The sequence below is a fragment of the Vibrio sp. J383 genome, assembly GCF_023503985.1.
In the GTDB taxonomy this organism is placed as follows: domain Bacteria; phylum Pseudomonadota; class Gammaproteobacteria; order Enterobacterales; family Vibrionaceae; genus Vibrio; species Vibrio splendidus.
On record NZ_CP097294.1, the window covers coordinates 823192 to 839612 of the forward strand.

A 16421-nucleotide genomic window follows, 5' to 3' on the forward strand; every position below is an offset into this window, starting at 1 on the left:
GTGATTAAAACAATAACAAGGGTACTTAAAACAATGAAAATGCGTTTAAATCTAAGCCTTTTCCTAATTTCTACAGTTCTTAGTCCAGTTGCGCTTGCTGATATTACATACCCTGACGGCTACTACCTTGAAGCTGAAGGACTCAACGGCAATGCGTTAAAGGACATGCTCGGGGTGATTGCTGCTCGTGGGCAAAAGCAATTATCGTATACACAGGTATGGTCTGTATTGAAAGATACGAACGAAGACCCTAATAATCTGAACAACGTTATTCTGTATTACAGCGGTCGCTCACAATCCAAAGACTATACCTCATCGGGTAACAACGACAAAAATGCTTGGAACCGTGAAACCTTTGGCCTAAATCTTTTGGTTTCAAGCGTAAAGTTCAATGGGGCTATACCGATATTCACCACCTACAGCCTATCGATGCCGAGATCAACTCAATTCGCTCAAATAAAGACTTTGATTTTGGCGGCTCGCCATTGAAAAAGTCTCCACTTAACAAAACCGATTACGACAGCTTTGAACTTAGAGATGCTGTAAAGGGTGATACTGCTCGTTCAATTTTCTACATGGCCGTGCGCTATGAAGGAAACCACGCAAACATGCCTGACTTGTATTTAGTTGATGATGTTTCGATTGCGTCAGGCAAACCTAAAGTTGGAAAGCTATGTACGTTGCTTCAATGGCATAACGCTGACCCAGTAGACAACTGGGAACGTCAACGCCACGAGAAAGCCGTCCAGTGGCAAGGCAACCGTAACCCGTTCATCGATAATCCAAGCTGGGTAAATGATATATATGGCAGCCGATGTAATGATTGATTGGTTGATCAAGACTAAGCAGTCGGTAGATACCTGAAACCAATATAAACAAGCCATCCCAGTGATGGCTTGTTATGTGATCAATACCCCGTCAACTCCATATAACCCGTACCGGAGTGTGTTCCTTCAATTGAGATAGGACCCTCCCAATAGGGAACCGACAGCGGCATTTTGGCATTTGGATTGAGTGCCGAGACGGTCAGTTCGAGCTGTTGAGTTGGAATCGAAACTTGCCACTCTGTTGGGTAGTCACTTCCATCGATTTCCGTTTGCTTGATGGCGGTTAAGCTGATGTCTTGCTGCTTAATCGTGATGCCAGAGCCATCTTGATTCATCAGCCTTGCATGGGAATAACTGGCTTTACCTGTAGTAGAGTTTCGAAGTTGAAATACCACCAAGCTGGTTTCATCACTCAGTCTTAGCGCAAACCAATCCCAACCTTGTTGCGAGTCGAGTAAAAACTGCGAGCTCCACTCTCTGTCTATCCAACCTTTGCCAGACACTTGATGTGTTATGCCATCAATGGTTGCTTCGCCTGATACATCGATGAATGGTTGGCTGTAGTAATAGGAAGCCACTTTACCATCGCTACTTTTAGTGCTGTAGCCTTGTTCGCCTTGCTTTTGATAAGGCGCGTTGTTGGTTAACTTAAGCGAGTATCCAAATTGCTCCGAGTTGGCGACCAATGTGGCTGGGAACAGGTCATCGGTCGTCGACGTCCATTGCCAATCATCGAGATAAACACGAAACGGCGAAGTGCTTACACCTGCTAGTTCAGCTTGTCCGCGAGACCATTTTTCATCGGCGTAGTGTTTGTCTTTGGTGGTGACGGCACTATGCGCCATGTAGATTTGTTGGCTTTGCCATGCGGTTTCCTGAGTGCTATTGCCACTTTTCTGTGGTGCAGCCGCAAAGCGGAATTGTGTCCACTGCACGCCTAACGTATTGCCTTTTTCATCAATTAAGTTTGCGGTTAAATACCACCATTCATGACGATAATCAGGATGTGTTTGATGGTCGGCAGGGAAGGTGATGTCGACACCTTTTACTACTGGGGTGAATTGCTCCGTTTCTTTTTGTGTTTCATCGTCGGTTCGTTTTTCAGTGCCGAGTATTGAGCCCATATTCTTTGCTGACTGTTGCATTGAGTGATGTTCAGACTCTTCGCATCCTAAAAGGAACAAGGCGGTAAGTGTGAGAACGAAAACTCTTATTGGTCGATTCATCACAACACCTCACTTTGCAAACTGGATACCACGGGTTTGCTGACCAAACGCCACAGTGGAATCAAGGTCGCAATCACAGCGACTAAAATAGTGATGGCTGCGATGCTGAGTGCGTCACTCCAATTCCATACGTAATTTAAACTCCAACCAAAGGCGCGCAGGGTGACGATGTCTGTCAATACATAACCGACCATAGCGCCGAGTGGTAAGGCGATAACCAGAGTAAAGGTGACCAGAACTATGATTTGCCCGACCACCATCGCCATCAGTTTTCGCTGACTAACACCGAGTGCATACAACCTTGCAATAGCGGCTTTGCGTGCGTCGAGCAACATGAAACAGGCGCAGAACAACCCAATCACCGCCACCATTAATGTGACGCCATTAAGCGCCCGAGTGATGGCAAAAGTTTGTGAGAATATATCTAAAGCGATCGATTTGATCTGCGCTTGATCGTAAAGCTGGCTAGGGTGCAAATTGAGTTGTTGGCGTAGTTGTTCGTACATCACTTGTGGGTCGCCAGAGACTTCGATCCCCAAGCTAGTGGGTAGGTCAGTAAAGCCGCTTTCAAGCCATAAATCAGGTGCAAGCAACACTTCGCCATTCGGTGAGCCGTAATCGTGGAAAATCGCCCCGACGATGAGTGTTTTTTCTTGGATCGCGTCGAGCTTGAGTTGGCTTCCAAGGGACAAGCCGAGCTTCACCGCTGTAGGTTCGCTGATCGCCACGAATTCACCTTGGTAAAAGCGCGTCCAGAAATCATCAACGTGGGATTGGAACACCATGGTTTGCTCAAGTGTGTCTTTGTCTTTGGTGCCGAGCAAAATCGGTAAGCCCTGTAAGTTATCATCGACGTAGTATTGCTTATAGACGGTTTCAACGTTATCAAACTGGGCTAAGGCACGTTCAACATTGGCAATTTCACCTTGGGCCGGGCTAACGTAAATGTCGGCATGCAATCGCTGTTCAAGCCATTGCTTTAGAGTGGACTCAAAACTGCCAACTAAGGTATTCATTCCCATATTGGCGGTAACAGCAAGAAGCAGCGCCATCATGGCAAGGGAAAGAGGGGAGATCAGCTCACGCAGTTCAGCAAACAGATATTGTATTAAGCCTGATTGGGCGCGCTTTTCGCTCCAACTCGCTAGCACACTTAGGGTTTTCGGTAGATACAAAGGAATCGACACCACTAACACACCGAGCCAGGCCATAGTGAACCGATGGTGTTCGCTCAGCCATAGCCCTGCTAACGCGACAATGGTTAATACTGCCCCGATGACAAACAGCTGATTTTCGTTAGACGTTTCCGGCGCTTGATAGAAACCGCCATGGGAGGAGAGGGGTTGTCGCACCCGCTGTTTAAAGTACTGCCAACAAGCAATAAGCGTTGCGGCCAACGTGAGTAATAGTGCCTGAACTAACCATTGCCACTGCCATGTGCCGGGAAGCAGTGTTGCGCCATAAAGTTGCTCGAGCGTTATTGCGACGGTTGGATGTAGCCAATGGCTGAGTTGAATACCGAGAATGAAACCAAGCGACGCGCCTAGTGTGACTAAAACAGTCAGCTCGACTAACAGAGCTGAAAATACGATGCTTGGCGCAATCCCGGCTTGTTGAATTTGCACCAACAGCCGATTACGTTTCAGCAAACTGTACTTAACGCCATTGTAAGCGATGAATAGGCCAACCAAAAACGCCAACAAACTCATGGCGGTGAGATTGAGGTGAAAGCTATCGGTAATTGAACCGAGATCTGTGCTTTGGTTGTTGGTAATCCATTGCCCCTGTTCGCCTATGAGGCTTTGCCATTTATCCTGAGTATTGTTTTTAGTTTCAAAAACAGCGATGTAGCTCAGTTGCCCTTGCTTGTTAAGCAGTTGCTGAGTGAACCCAATGTCCATCAACATTCGGCTACCTAGCTGCCATTCATCAGGCAGTACCACGACTTTGGTGAGCACTTCATCCAAAGTGAGTGTGTCTACTTCTCCCAAGTTCTGGTGTTGCGACTGGCTCATCATCACAATGGGGTCACCCGCTAAGAGTTGCGGCAAAGGTAAGGCATTGTCGAACAGGGAAATGTTTGGTTCTTTGGCTTGAGTATTGCTTTTTTCGTCGACGCGAGAGTGGCGAGCTCTTGAAGTGAGGGCGGCGATCAACTCACTTCCTTGAACTAACCAGCGTCGGCCTTGTTCGTCTCTTACTCGCCCTTCAATTACAGGTAGCGCAGCGCTTAATCCACTTTGTCTTAAGCTGAAGTAGAGCGATTCCGGCAAATAGTTTTGCCCTGCTGGTGGAATGATAAGGTTCTGCGCTTGAGCGCTCAGTTGCTCGGTCGATTCTGCATAACTGCGCTTGGCATTGAGGTTGATGGCTTGCACTGCGACAAACAAGGTGACCGCTAACACAATGCCGATCAGAATCGCTGCGGCTTGCAGTGGTGATTGACGATAGTGCGCCGCGAATAGACTCAACGTCAGTTTAGTATGGGTAAGCTGGTTTTGTGCGAAGCCAGTTTGCTTCATTGGATTACTCACAACACTGCTGCTCTTGGGGTCAGATCTGCGTTCTTTAAACAACCATCATCTAACACCAATTTTGTCTGCATAAAGCTGGCGCATTCCGGGCTGTGCGTGACCAAAAGCACGGCAGTGTTACCTTGTGTGGTGATTTCGTTCAGCAGCCTCATTACTTCTAAACCTGCTTTGTGGTCGAGGTTGCCTGTGGGTTCATCGGCAAGCAATAGTTTAGGTTTGTGAGCTAAAGCGCGTGCGATGGCGACTCGCTGTTGCTGACCGCCGGAGAGTGCGGATACATGTCTTTCGAGTAACTCGCTAATGCCTAGCGTTTCCACTAAATAGTCACACCAGCCACTCCATTTCTGTTGATTTAAATGGAGAGGGAAGGCGATGTTTTGTTTTACGTTGAGTGGGGTTAACAAGTTGAACTGTTGAAAGATAACGCCTAATTTTTGATGGCGGAATCGGCTCCACTGTGGGTCTTTCCAATCTAATGTGTTCTCGTCATCGAGCCACAACTCGCCACCAGATAGAGGTTCGAAGCCCGCAATTACATTCAGCAGAGTACTTTTCCCGCTACCACTCGCCCCTGTCAAAGCAACACTTGCTCCTGTCGCTAAAGCGAAGTCGACATCTTGCAACACGTGATGGGTATCTTTGCCATCAACAAACCTTTTGCTGGCATGTGTGAGTGTGACAATTGGGCTTTCCATTTCCTCTCCTTATAACCAAAACTTACCATCAAAAGGTGTCGTTACTTGTGGTAATTACTGAAGCGACAAGCTCTATAAAATGTAGACAACAATTTCAAACAATAGAGCGATTTATATCGAATTATTAATAACTTGTACTGTGAAAAGAGGGAAATAGATCAGTGTGAGGAGGAATACAGTTGGTGGAAAGCAATAACAGCCATATTCAAGTCGAGAATCAAGTATCCATAGTGGTTTTGTAGTCTTTGTTAGTCGGTGGTATATCCAGTTTTTGAGTTTAAAAATTCGAGCCTATTTCTAACAGTGTTGGGTTCTTTTCTTAATGAAAACTAAACGATTTAGTACGGAATTTATACCCAGTAATAGGCTGAATTCGGGCAATCTAAAAGCTGACATGTCATGTTTTAGTGCTGTTATGTTACAAAATGTTATGTCGAAAAGAGGTGTTTTGTAGTTATTAGCACTGCTAATTTCAATTTTAATTAGTTGGTATGACTATATGTTTAGCTAGGTCATCTGAACGTATTTTTTGGAATAATAAATAACTGAAATTATTGATATCCTCATTTTTTATTTATATGTAGGTGGACTCACATGCGATATCAATCATCACCAGTAAACCCTGAAGAAAGACAAGAAACCACAAGTGAGCGAGCAGAGCGCCAACGACAAGAGCGTAGAGCTGAATTAACATATTCTGAAAGCGATGAGAAACGATGGGATGAAAACCGAGAAAGGGTTCTTAGAGAAAAGCAAGAAGCCCCCCTTACTGTTTTAGGCATTTTTTCGACGGTCGCTGGTGTCGAAATAGGTAAAAGCAAGAGTAAACCTATACCGCAAACCATTCATCGCTTTTGGTCTGGGGGCGCTATGAGTCAAGAAGCTTTGCATGTATTACTTGAGTCTGTTGAAAAATCTCAAGGTAGTTCATTCAAACACTGCATCTGGCATTCTTCTTTATTAGAAGAAGAGTTTGTGAAACGTGCATTGATTCAAGAAGAAGTTGTCGAAAAGCGAGATACTCAAAGAGCCATATTACGCAGTAGTGGGTACGATACCTGTGATATCGATACATTATTTGAACCTGACCCTACACAAAGTGCTTTTGAGCGTTTTAGAAACAAGCCGTTACCCAAACCAAAACCAGGTGTATTAACCAAGTCTGAACTTGCCAATATGGTTAGGAAAGCGTGTGACCAATTGGAAAAAGGAGGAAGTAATAAGTGGGATGGCATCAAGCACTTCTCTGATATTGCTCGTCTGATTTACTTAAAGGAAAAAGGCGGTCATCACTTCGATGTTGATTTTGGGTTAGGTAATATGAATTTTGAGCAATGTTATTACCATAATGACGAGAGTGGTATTGTCCCTTTGATGGGGGCAACGACACCGGTAAGTACAGACCCAATCAATGCACATTTGCAAGTTGTTCACCCAAAAAATAAACAGAACCTCTCAGACTCAAATTATTGTGATTCGGTGAAACAGGTAGCTGAAATGGCGATGATGATGTCGCGTATGCTTAATGGCATCATAGCGACGAGCGAACAAAACCCGAATGTGATTGAAGGTGTTGAGCTGCTTCGACCTGATATTGTCAGTAAAAATGGTGAATTGCCGAGTGGCATGATGGCGAACAAAAGTTTGTTAGGGGAAACCCCTAATGCCCCATCTTACACTATTCCTCCTTATCTTGTTGACTTGGAACACATCACGGCAGAGTCGGATGCACGATAATTTATGTGACTTGTCAAAAAGTCGCTCCTTCTTTCTGGACGAGACAAATAATTAATTACCACCTACTTAACCTGTTTAGTATTTAACTAATTTTCTAATAGTTTACCAGTTGTCACTGGCTGTCGGATCATTCCGTCATAATGACAGGGAATAACGGCACACACACAGCATATTAATCAGTAAGATATGTTTATTTATTCACCTGTAATTAATCGTGTTTTGTATAGGGATAGGGTGCCATGAGTGTATCGGACATAAAGGTTGTAGAGTTTAACCAAAGGGCAGGTGCTCAGCCTGCATCTATAGATGAGCTAACAAGCTACTTGATTGACGGTGGTTCAATATCTAAATTTCATGATGCGCTGCCTTATGAGTTGCAACGAATACTTGCTCCTTTTGTGGGACAAAGCCGAAATGCTTACCTCAACGCATTAAAGTCCCAATTAAAATCAGAAAGGTGGATGACAGTAAAAGCGTCATCTTCAGTGTCCGCTTCTTCTTATAAAAGTGCGTACTATCCACCAGTGCAACAAGAGCCTAAACTTGCAAGCGTCCAGGCTGCCGTCAGTAATACAGAAGAAGACCAAAGACCGGATCTTGAGTACGCTTTTGAGCTCTCGTGCTCTCAGTCGTCTTTTAGTGCATATGTTGGATGGGATGTTGCATTAGCTAAAACGAGTACATCTCCGATACATTCTCGTTGGAGCGAACAAGAAAACGAGCACAGCACGCAATTGGTGGCCAGCATAAAAGAGGATGCGCCAAGGACGCTTGCATTGTCATCGAGAGGCTCTTCAGTACCCCTATCAATCCCAGACGTCTTAGCCAAGCCTAAAGGGACGAACGCACTCAATGAAGCCTTCCTCGCAGTGATGCCGGCCGTACAGTTTGGTGAACGACTAGGGCTTGCCACTCAAGGGTATTATTACCACTTTAGTGAAGGCAAGCTCGTTCAAGAGTACAAAATCATCGGTAATGGTAATTGTCGGTTCTGCCTGACCTATTCGGATGAACTCACACTTAGCGATGAGCTTCGTCCTACCGCTTGGCAAAGTGCGATACCGATTCAATGGCGTATCGATAATCAGGTGTTGGACAACCAGCATTTACTCTATCTACCTCGTAAGTTGACACAAGATGAGTTTTCTTCGGTGAATCCAGCGTGGCTCAATGAGCAAGGACTTGCGTTGAATATTTCAGAACTTGTGGATGTAGGACAAGGTAAGGAAACCCCGAATGAACGATATCATGCCCCGCTGAATTGCCATTACCCGCACTCTGGCCGTTTATTACATGGGACAGAGATTGTGGCCATCAATAGCCCCAGTCTCGTTTCCAAAGGTATTCCGGTCGTCAATCTTCGCCCTGAAAAACTCTTTCGTGTCGGCGTGTTTTTTGATGGCACGGGGGCCAACGATAAGAATGACGCTTACAAAGAGCTGCGTGGAAATAAGTCACGCAGCAATGTGGCGCGTTTGTTTGCGGCTTATCCGCAAATTCAAGGTGAATCAGCAGCAATCTATGTATCGGGAGTGGGTACTGTCGACATTGAAGGCAACAATCAGCGCCCCGCCATCATCGATGCAGCCAAAGATGAAACCGGTCCAGAGCAGGCGTTTGGGGTGAGTGCACCGCGTGCGTTTGATGGAGACTTTGCTGATGCTATTGCGGGTATTAGCGGCAAAGTCTTACTCAACTATGTGGACGGTGAAAATGGTGCCTTTTACAAATGGCAGAGTTTGCTTAGTCAGTTGCAGCGCACTATCGATGAATTGGAGCAATCCGGTTCTTATAATGACATCACCCATATCGTTTTTGATGTTATCGGTTTTAGCCGAGGTGCGGCATTATCTCGTCACTTTGTTAATGCACTGTACCAAGGATTACCTGATTACCATCGACCAGTCACGGGCAAGCAGGCGGATGTTACGGTTTACCCTCATCTACTGGGTAATGAAAGCAACAAAAAGTTTTCAGAAGAAGGTGGTTATGAACGCGATGATACGAAAGGTGTCAGTGTACGGTTCTTGGGGTTATTTGATACCGTAGGGTCGTTTTACTTAGCTGGCAATAACGATGAAGGTAATTTTCAGTTGGGCCTAGAGCCGACGATGGCCACCACGGTCTTGCAGTTGGTTGCCGAACATGAGTATCGGAAAAACTTCCCATTAACCTCACTGAGTCGTGATAATTGGTTACCCGATAATTTCTACCAAGAACATTTTCCTGGATGCCATACCGATGTGGGAGGCGGTTATCCTTCAATTGAGCAATACGAGAAAGAGGGACTCCCTGACTATGTGGGCTTTCCGGTGAGCAGTACCTATAACCGTAACGAAATAAAATCAGAAATCATTGATATCGTGCACGCTAATTTTGCATATCCAGGGGGAAGTCTAGATAAGGCTGCGATGATAGAGCGCACTCGTCAAGTTAAAGACGCTGAATGGAAAAAGACATGCCGACAACGGTTTGGCCATTACGGTGAGGTAAAAGAAAAAGACAACACGCTCTATTTTTATCACTTTAAACCCGTGAGTAATGCGATAGCAGGGCTAGCCCTCGAGCGCATGAAGCAACAAGCTCAAAAAGCAGGAGTAAAATGGATCGAGCCAGATTATATTGAAAACCTAACTCCAGACTATGTGAGCGATGAGCTCTGCCAGTCTTTATGGGGTGAATTATCAGCCAAGCCATTAGGGGATCTAACCGTTGAAGATTGGAAGACAACGCTTCAACCAACGCTTATCTTTGACAACTATATCCACCGCTCTCATGATACGGTGATAAATCTCCCGTATAAGACGGTCAAGGAAACGCTTATAAACAGCATCACAATCGATGAAAAAACAGAGAAAACACCAAAGCGGAGAATTTGGGACAATGCCTAAGTACGTAATCACGACACTCCTCATTGCAATGGTCGCCTTGAATGGTTGTCAAGAAGAGCAGCCGTTAATAAAGGCGAGCATTGGTAATGCGGGAAGCCTTAGTGGGTTCTATGGTATCCGTGATGTCGCTATCCAAACCACAGGCGGTGGTTGGACCGGCTTTGGTTATGGAGCCGTCAATGGCTATCCTGGAAAGAGTGCCGACATCGGAAAAATGGGCGTCCCCGCACATATCAAAGGGACATGGCGTAAAGGCTGGAGTTATGATGATGAACTAGTCTACTACCGTATTGATGCGCCGATTGACGCTGAATTAGCTGAGAAGAAAATACGTACTTTGCAGAACTATTATGAAGACTACCAACCTACACATGGGTCAATGCAGGTCATCGTAGATGAAGAGCGTATCCAAGTTATGTTTACTGTTGGCTGTTATTCTTACCGGATGGATTGTTCACCAAGTGAAGATGCGGATCCAAATGGATGGGTAGTGATGAACCCATCGAGTACAACTGAGGTGGTTGTTTTGTTTGATGGTAAAGGTGAGTCTTCGCCTGTACCGTTTGAATAACTGAACAAACACCAGAGCGGAGAATTTGGGACAATGCCTAAGCACTTAATCACGCTACTCTTCATAGCAATGGTCGCCTTGAGTGGTTGTCAAGAAGAGCAGCCGTTAATAAAGGCGACCATTGGTAACGCGGGAAGCGTTAGTGGGTTCTATGGGATCCGTGATGTCGCTATCCAAACCACATGCGGTGGCTGGACCGGCTTTGGTTATGGTGGTATTAATGGCTACCCTGGAGCCAGTGCTGATATCGGAAAAATGGGCGTCCCCAAATACATCAAAGGAACTTGGCGTAAAGGCCGCAGCGACAAGGGTGAAACATTAACTTACTACCGTATTGATGCGCCGATTGACGCTGAATTAGCTGAGAAGAAAATACGTACTTTGCAGAATTATTATGCATATTACCAGCCTACACATGGGTCAATGCAGGTGATCGTAGATGAAGAGCGTATCCAAGTAATGTACACGTTCGCTTGTGTATCTAGAAGTCGAGATTGTACGCCAGAGAAAGGAAGTGATCCTAATGGTTGGATCGAAAGATCTCCGCAAAATGGGGTAACAGAAGTGGTTGTTTTGTTTGATGGTAAAGGTGAGTCTTCGCCTGTACCGTTTGAATGATGGTTTTATTACTTAACTGCACTGTCCAACTATGAGTTAGCCTTTATGGCAAGCTCAATCCAAATAACCTCGTTTAAAGTCGTCAAATTAGGGCTCCTTAAATGAGCGTTAGAGAGCAACAACAACGACCTAACCACGCTCTAAGCGTCGTTAAGTCGTTATTGGTTGAAGTCAGGGGTTAATTGAGTGCTTTGATCAGAGCGATTTCGCGTTTGATTTGCTTACTCTCTTGTTCAGTTGCCTGCGCCAGTTTCTTTTCGCGTGTGGTTATGGCTGTTTGTTTGGCTTCGTCAGATTTGAACATCAGTTCTTTCACGTTGATAGAAGCGATGTTTGTGTAGCGGCCACCGTCACTGGTGGGGATTGATATGGTTTCATCGTTAATCAATGACTTTACGATCTCTCGCTGTTCATTGTAACGGTTCTCTAAACCAGAAAGAGCCCAACGCTGCTGAGGTTTACCCTCATACTTGCTGTTCTTTTCTTCTTTAAGATACTTGATAGTCATGTTACGGATCGTGCCGGCCTCTTCTCCATACTCTGCTTCTGTATCAAAGAGTACAGGGAACGATTCTCCTTCTAGCACGCCGCCTTTCTTGGTTAGATGACCCATTCGATAGCTATTCATACCAATACGGATTTCTGTTTGATCAGTAACCGGTGTGCCATCTGCAAACGCGAGGTTGGTGATGCGTGTACCTGCAGGTTGAGTGAGGTCGATGGTATAAGTCACGCCCGCGAAGAAGTCATTGGTCGAGTATTTTGAAGCTCTGCGATCAGGGTTAAAGCTGTAGGTTACATCGCCGGGTTGCACTGAGTTGAAGTAGCCCGCAGACCATTCCATGTAGGTTCTTAACTCTTTGCCTGTCATCTGGTAGACAGAGATTTCGCCACCTGCGTATTGGTAGTTGTACGCGATGTCTTTGGCTTTGATTGGGCCAACACCAAGCTCTGCATTGTCGTTGTCTATTTGAAGTGCGATGACATTTGCCTTGGGTGCATAGAAAAAGCTCGCTTCTTGGTATAGCGCACTGATGCCTGTGTCTTGAACGTGGACTTGAGGGATACCGCGGATTTCATTTTCTGGGACTAAATCAACGCCAGTTAGCTCAGCAACTGGTCTGTTCGCCATTTCTCGGAGTTGTTTGTGATAAGGCTGGTATAGCTCGTCCATATTCTCATCAGAATCTATACCTTTAATTTTATAGGTGAAACTGTCTTTGTTAACGAGAGTGAATTTGCCATCGCGCTCTTCAAATTGAAGATCAATACGAGATAGGGCGCGGCCATATTTGTCGGGTTCAGTAATAATAACGCCATTCACAACGGCTTTATCGATGCGAGTGTGCATGTGGCCAGCGACGATGGCATCAAGCTCTGGGTTTGCGTTGGCAATGTCGGTGACACCAGTGTCGGCAATGTCATTCTCGTTTTCAATCCCCATATGGGCAACCAATACGATGGCATCCACTTTATCATCAATCTCTTTGACGATTTTCTTCACTTCCAAGGTTGGATTAGTGAAAGTGACGCCTTCTAAACGGTTTGTACCTTGCGCAAAGACCTCCGTCATTGGGGTATCCATTCCGATCACGCCGATCTTAATGCCACCGCGTTCTAGAATGGTGTAACCCGGTAAGAATGGATTTCCGTTTTTGTTCTTGATGTTGCCACCGAGAGACTGCCCTTTAAATTGGGTAACGGCTCTGTTGAGGGTTTTAAGGCCAAAGTCGAATTCGTGGTTACCTAAAACCCATACATCGTATTTCATGTGGTTAAAGCCAAGCATCATTGGATCAACAGACTCATCTTTGAATGTTTCTACGAAGTTACCTTGGATGGTATCGCCAGCATCGACAAGGATAATGTTAGATTGCTCTTTGCGAATCTCACCAACCTTGGTCGCGATTTGGCTCAAGCTACCACGAGTGTTGAGTTTATCTGCCGCATAATCCCACGCCATAAAATGACCGTGGATATCTGAAGTACCCAGTATCGTGACATCGTGTATGTCGCCATCAGCTGCAAAGGTGGGAAAGGCTAGAGAGAGTAGGATGGCGCTTGATAGTATGTGTCTTTTCATAAGTATGTTCACATCGTGGTTTTAAGTATGACGCTACCATATAGAATCGAGATTACCTTATGGGTGACCAGCGTCATATTTATAATGATATAACTCATTGATGTTTCAAATAAATGTGACTCATGACCATCTCGTAACCACTTAAGTTATGGAGAAACGCATTACAACTCTTTATTGCGTTCTCAATACTCAATTCCTTGAATCAAACTTCTTAAGCGAATCACTTTTCTTAAACACGATAGTCTTTATTCAAGGTGATTGGATTATCCCGCCATTCCCATTACTTCTTAGAGCGGTCTTAATATTTCTATTAATAACTATACCTTTAATTTATTGTTATGTTATAACATAACAATAAATGTTGTTTTTGGATGTTCGGTGGGAATTTGAATAAACCTGTATTGTCTGTGCGCGGGCTCTGCGCTGATGGCTTGGCTAACTGGAGAGCCGTCTCAGACGTGACATTTGATGTGAACGATGGTGAATGCGTTGCCATCATTGGGCCCAATGGAAGTGGAAAGTCCAGTTTGCTGAAAGGCATTACAGGCGAATATAAAACCGTCGCGGGTGAGTTGATGTTGTCTGGTATTGCGCTTGGAAGTCTTGAGCGGCAGCAGATAGCCAAGCAAGTCGCGGTGGTTACTCAACATGAGCATGTTGACCCTCGTTTGAGCGTTGCTGAGTATGTTGGCTTAGGCCGTACTCCTCATACGTTTTGTTGTAGCGCAAAAGAGCACAAACGAGCGGTTCAGCAGGCGATGCAAGATGTCGGACTTGTTCACAAAAGCCAGCGGTGCTTTGGTGAGCTATCCGGTGGTGAACAGCAACGTGCAAGTATTGCTCGCGCCTTCGCACAAGAGCCGCGGCTTTTACTCTTAGATGAGCCGACAAACCACCTTGATCCTCTCGCTCGTCTCGAACTTCTGAGCCTAATTAAACAACGTGGCATTGCGTCTGTTGTGGTGCTGCACGATTTACCTTTGGTAGCGCCATTCGCCGACAAAGTCCTGTTGATGTCAGGCCAAAAAATGGTGGCGTTCTCAGCCCCAGATACCGTGATGCAAGACCGATACATGATCCCTGTTTTTGGATTGCGCGTTCTCACGTTCAATCATCCTAATCTGTGCAGCACCATCCATCATTTTGAAGCTGCATCAACTTACTCAACTCACTTAACTCTCTCTAATCACTCTTTAATAGGAGCAGCCCAATGAAGTGGCCTGTAATTTCCAGTCTTTTGTTTCTTTTACCTTTCTCTTTTGCGCATGCGACAAGCACTCAATACCCAGTGACGGTTGATAACTGCGGGAGCCCACTGACCATTGAAAAGCGCCCCTCGCGTGCGGTTGTACACGACATCAATATGACCGAGATGGCGTTTGCCCTTGGTCTTCAAAAGGAGATGGTGGGTGTTACGGGAATTACAGGGTGGTACAAGATGTCGAGTTCGTTCGAAGAACGTTTAGGAGACATTCCTGAGCTCGCACCTAAGTATCCTTCATTAGAAACATTGATTGCTGCCGATGCTGACTTCTTTTTCGCTGGCTGGAATTACGGAATGAAAGTGGGCGGTGAAGTGACGCCTCAAACACTGAAGCCATACGGGATTGATACCTTAGTGCTTTCTGAAAGCTGTATTCATACCCAGAGTCAAAAGGAAGGCGCGACAATGGATCTGCTTTATGGCGACATGCAAAAGTTAGGCGTTATTTTCGACAAGCAAGCAGAAGCCGAGGCTTTGGTAAGCAGCTGGAAAGAGAGAGTTGAAAAAGTAGCAGAAAAGCAAAAAACATCAGGTAAGCCGAGCCCAAAAGTGTTCTTGTTTGACTCGGGTGAAGACAAGCCTTTCACCGCGGGTAAGTACGGAATGCCAAACGCAATGATTGAAGCTGCTGGTGGCCAAAATATCACTAACAACATGGAAGCAAGTTGGGCTCGAACCTCTTGGGAGAATGTCGCTCGTGAAAACCCAGATGTGATTATCCTTCTTGATTACCAATCGGCGAGTGGTGCCGATTCGTTGCAACGTTTCCTCGAAGCCCATCCGTTAATGAAATACACCAATGCAGTCACTTCTGGTCGTTATGTCAAACTGCGTTATGAGCAACTCACCCCTGGGCCTGCCAATATCGATGCCATTGAGAAACTTGCAGAGGCGTTCGTTTCTGAGTGATCGGGAAGGTTGTTATATGAAATCTTGTTATTGATAAGAGTAGTAGTCCGTTGATTTTATTTGATAAATATCGGGCAGCATGGCTAACAGGTATCACTGCCATGCTGCTCGCCTTCATGATGAGTTTACAATTTGGCTCGGTCCCTTTGTCTTTTAAGGAAGTGATTGTAGGGCTGAGCTCTTTCACTGATCCAACGCCGGATATGACTAGTCGAATACTGATTGATCTAAGGTTACCTAGAGCATTGTTAGCGGTTATCGCGGGTGCAGGTCTGGCGATGGTTGGGGCGTTGCTTCAAACCTCGACACGAAATGATCTGGCGGATCCGTTTCTGTTTGGCTTGTCATCTGGTGCGTCTGCTGGTGCGGTGCTGGTGATCACCAAAGTGGGAGATGCTCTGGGTGTTTGGTCACTGCCACTGGCTGCATTCTCGGGTGGTATTGTTTCGGCGACCGCCGTTCTGATTCTGTTTTCGATGCAGAAGAAAAAAGGCAATGACAACTTGATCTTGTGTGGTTTGGCGATCTCATTTCTATTCGGAGCCATCACGAGTTTTTTGATTTATTCAGGCGACCAGAGAGCGGCGAGTTCGATTTTGTTCTGGACTATGGGAGGCTTAGGGCTTGCACGTTGGGATAATTTGATTTTTGCCTTAGCGGGCGTGTTGTGTCTTATAGCGTTGATTTTCAAACGTTATCGGGAGCTCGATACTTTGTTGGTGAGTGAACAGACGACAAGCTCATTGGGGATCAATGTGCACCGCCTACAAAGCGAGATTTTTCTTTGTTGTGCGTTTTGCACTGCGTCGATTGTATCGATGACCGGAGTGGTCGGTTTTATTGGCTTGATGGTTCCCCACTTAGTACGACCATTTTCAGGTGTCACTCACAAGCGAGCTCTGCCTTTAGTTGCCTTGTGGGGCGCGGTGCTTTTACTGTTTGGGGATGTTATTAGCCGAACCATATTAGCGCCACAAGAACTGCCTGTAGGTATTGTGACGGCGGCTCTTGGCGGGTTGTTCGTTTTGTATCTTGTTTGGCGTAAATAGTGTGCTCTCAATTCCAC

Annotated in this window: 13 protein-coding genes; 9 read left to right on the plus strand and 4 right to left on the minus strand. The window is 45.6% G+C overall.

Annotation, left to right across the window (positions count from 1 at the left end):
* The first annotated feature begins 33 nt into the window (after positions 1 to 33).
* Both M4S28_RS20120 and M4S28_RS20125 read left to right on the plus strand, forming a co-directional pair.
* Positions 34 to 489: a hypothetical protein gene (locus M4S28_RS20120; RefSeq protein WP_249633634.1), complete on the plus strand. Its 456-nt coding sequence runs from the start codon at positions 34 to 36 to the stop codon at positions 487 to 489.
* Complete coding sequence (locus M4S28_RS20125; RefSeq protein WP_249633749.1) at positions 426 to 827, plus strand: endonuclease; 402 nt, start codon at positions 426 to 428, stop codon at positions 825 to 827. The genes M4S28_RS20120 and M4S28_RS20125 overlap by 64 nt, the downstream gene beginning before the upstream one ends.
* 80 nt (positions 828 to 907) lie before the next feature.
* Here the strand turns inward: M4S28_RS20125 and M4S28_RS20130 are convergent, their stop codons facing one another.
* From M4S28_RS20130 to M4S28_RS20140, 3 genes are read right to left on the minus strand one after another with little or no spacing between them, the layout of a single operon-like run.
* Positions 908 to 2053 carry a lipocalin-like domain-containing protein gene (locus tag M4S28_RS20130; protein ID WP_249633635.1) on the minus strand — a complete coding sequence of 382 codons (1146 nt, stop codon included), beginning with the start codon at positions 2051 to 2053 and terminating at the stop codon, positions 908 to 910.
* Positions 2053 to 4575, minus strand: coding sequence for an ABC transporter permease (locus tag M4S28_RS20135; protein WP_249633636.1), 2523 nt, complete (start codon positions 4573 to 4575; stop codon positions 2053 to 2055). The genes M4S28_RS20130 and M4S28_RS20135 overlap by 1 nt, the downstream gene beginning before the upstream one ends.
* 8 nt (positions 4576 to 4583) lie before the next feature.
* Entirely contained in the window at positions 4584 to 5282 is a 699-nt protein-coding gene (locus tag M4S28_RS20140; protein ID WP_249633637.1) for an ABC transporter ATP-binding protein, read from the minus strand.
* Positions 5283 to 5876: 594 nt separating this feature from the next.
* Here M4S28_RS20140 and M4S28_RS20145 point away from each other — a divergent pair.
* From M4S28_RS20145 to M4S28_RS20160, 4 genes are all read left to right on the plus strand, one after another.
* Positions 5877 to 7019 carry a hypothetical protein gene (locus tag M4S28_RS20145; RefSeq protein WP_249633638.1) on the plus strand — a complete coding sequence of 381 codons (1143 nt, stop codon included), beginning with the start codon at positions 5877 to 5879 and terminating at the stop codon, positions 7017 to 7019.
* 239 nt (positions 7020 to 7258) lie between these two features.
* The gene (locus M4S28_RS20150) at positions 7259 to 9910 is read left to right on the plus strand and encodes a DUF2235 domain-containing protein (RefSeq protein ID WP_249633639.1); all 2652 of its coding nucleotides are present in this window, start codon (positions 7259 to 7261) and stop codon (positions 9908 to 9910) included.
* Entirely contained in the window at positions 9903 to 10481 is a 579-nt protein-coding gene (locus tag M4S28_RS20155) for a hypothetical protein (RefSeq protein WP_249633640.1), read from the plus strand. The genes M4S28_RS20150 and M4S28_RS20155 overlap by 8 nt, the downstream gene beginning before the upstream one ends.
* A gap of 33 nt (positions 10482 to 10514) precedes the next feature.
* Positions 10515 to 11099: a hypothetical protein gene (locus M4S28_RS20160; protein WP_249633641.1), complete on the plus strand. Its 585-nt coding sequence runs from the start codon at positions 10515 to 10517 to the stop codon at positions 11097 to 11099.
* Between the two features lie 178 nt (positions 11100 to 11277).
* Here M4S28_RS20160 and M4S28_RS20165 read toward each other — a convergent pair whose 3' ends face one another.
* The gene (locus M4S28_RS20165) at positions 11278 to 13182 is read right to left on the minus strand and encodes a bifunctional metallophosphatase/5'-nucleotidase (RefSeq protein ID WP_249633642.1); all 1905 of its coding nucleotides are present in this window, start codon (positions 13180 to 13182) and stop codon (positions 11278 to 11280) included.
* Positions 13183 to 13553: 371 nt separating this feature from the next.
* Between M4S28_RS20165 and M4S28_RS20170 the strand changes: the two genes are divergently transcribed.
* The 3 genes from M4S28_RS20170 to M4S28_RS20180 all read left to right on the plus strand — a co-directional run bounded on the left by M4S28_RS20170 (position 13554) and on the right by M4S28_RS20180 (position 16404).
* Positions 13554 to 14396, plus strand: coding sequence for an ABC transporter ATP-binding protein (locus M4S28_RS20170; protein ID WP_249633643.1), 843 nt, complete (start codon positions 13554 to 13556; stop codon positions 14394 to 14396).
* Positions 14393 to 15355 (plus strand): ABC transporter substrate-binding protein, encoded by a 963-nt coding sequence (locus tag M4S28_RS20175; protein WP_249633644.1) that lies wholly within the window; start codon positions 14393 to 14395, stop codon positions 15353 to 15355. The genes M4S28_RS20170 and M4S28_RS20175 overlap by 4 nt, the downstream gene beginning before the upstream one ends.
* 101 nt (positions 15356 to 15456) lie before the next feature.
* On the plus strand, positions 15457 to 16404 hold the full coding sequence (locus tag M4S28_RS20180) for a FecCD family ABC transporter permease (protein ID WP_017081412.1): 948 nt from the start codon (positions 15457 to 15459) through the stop codon (positions 16402 to 16404).
* Positions 16405 to 16421: the final 17 nt, after the last annotated feature.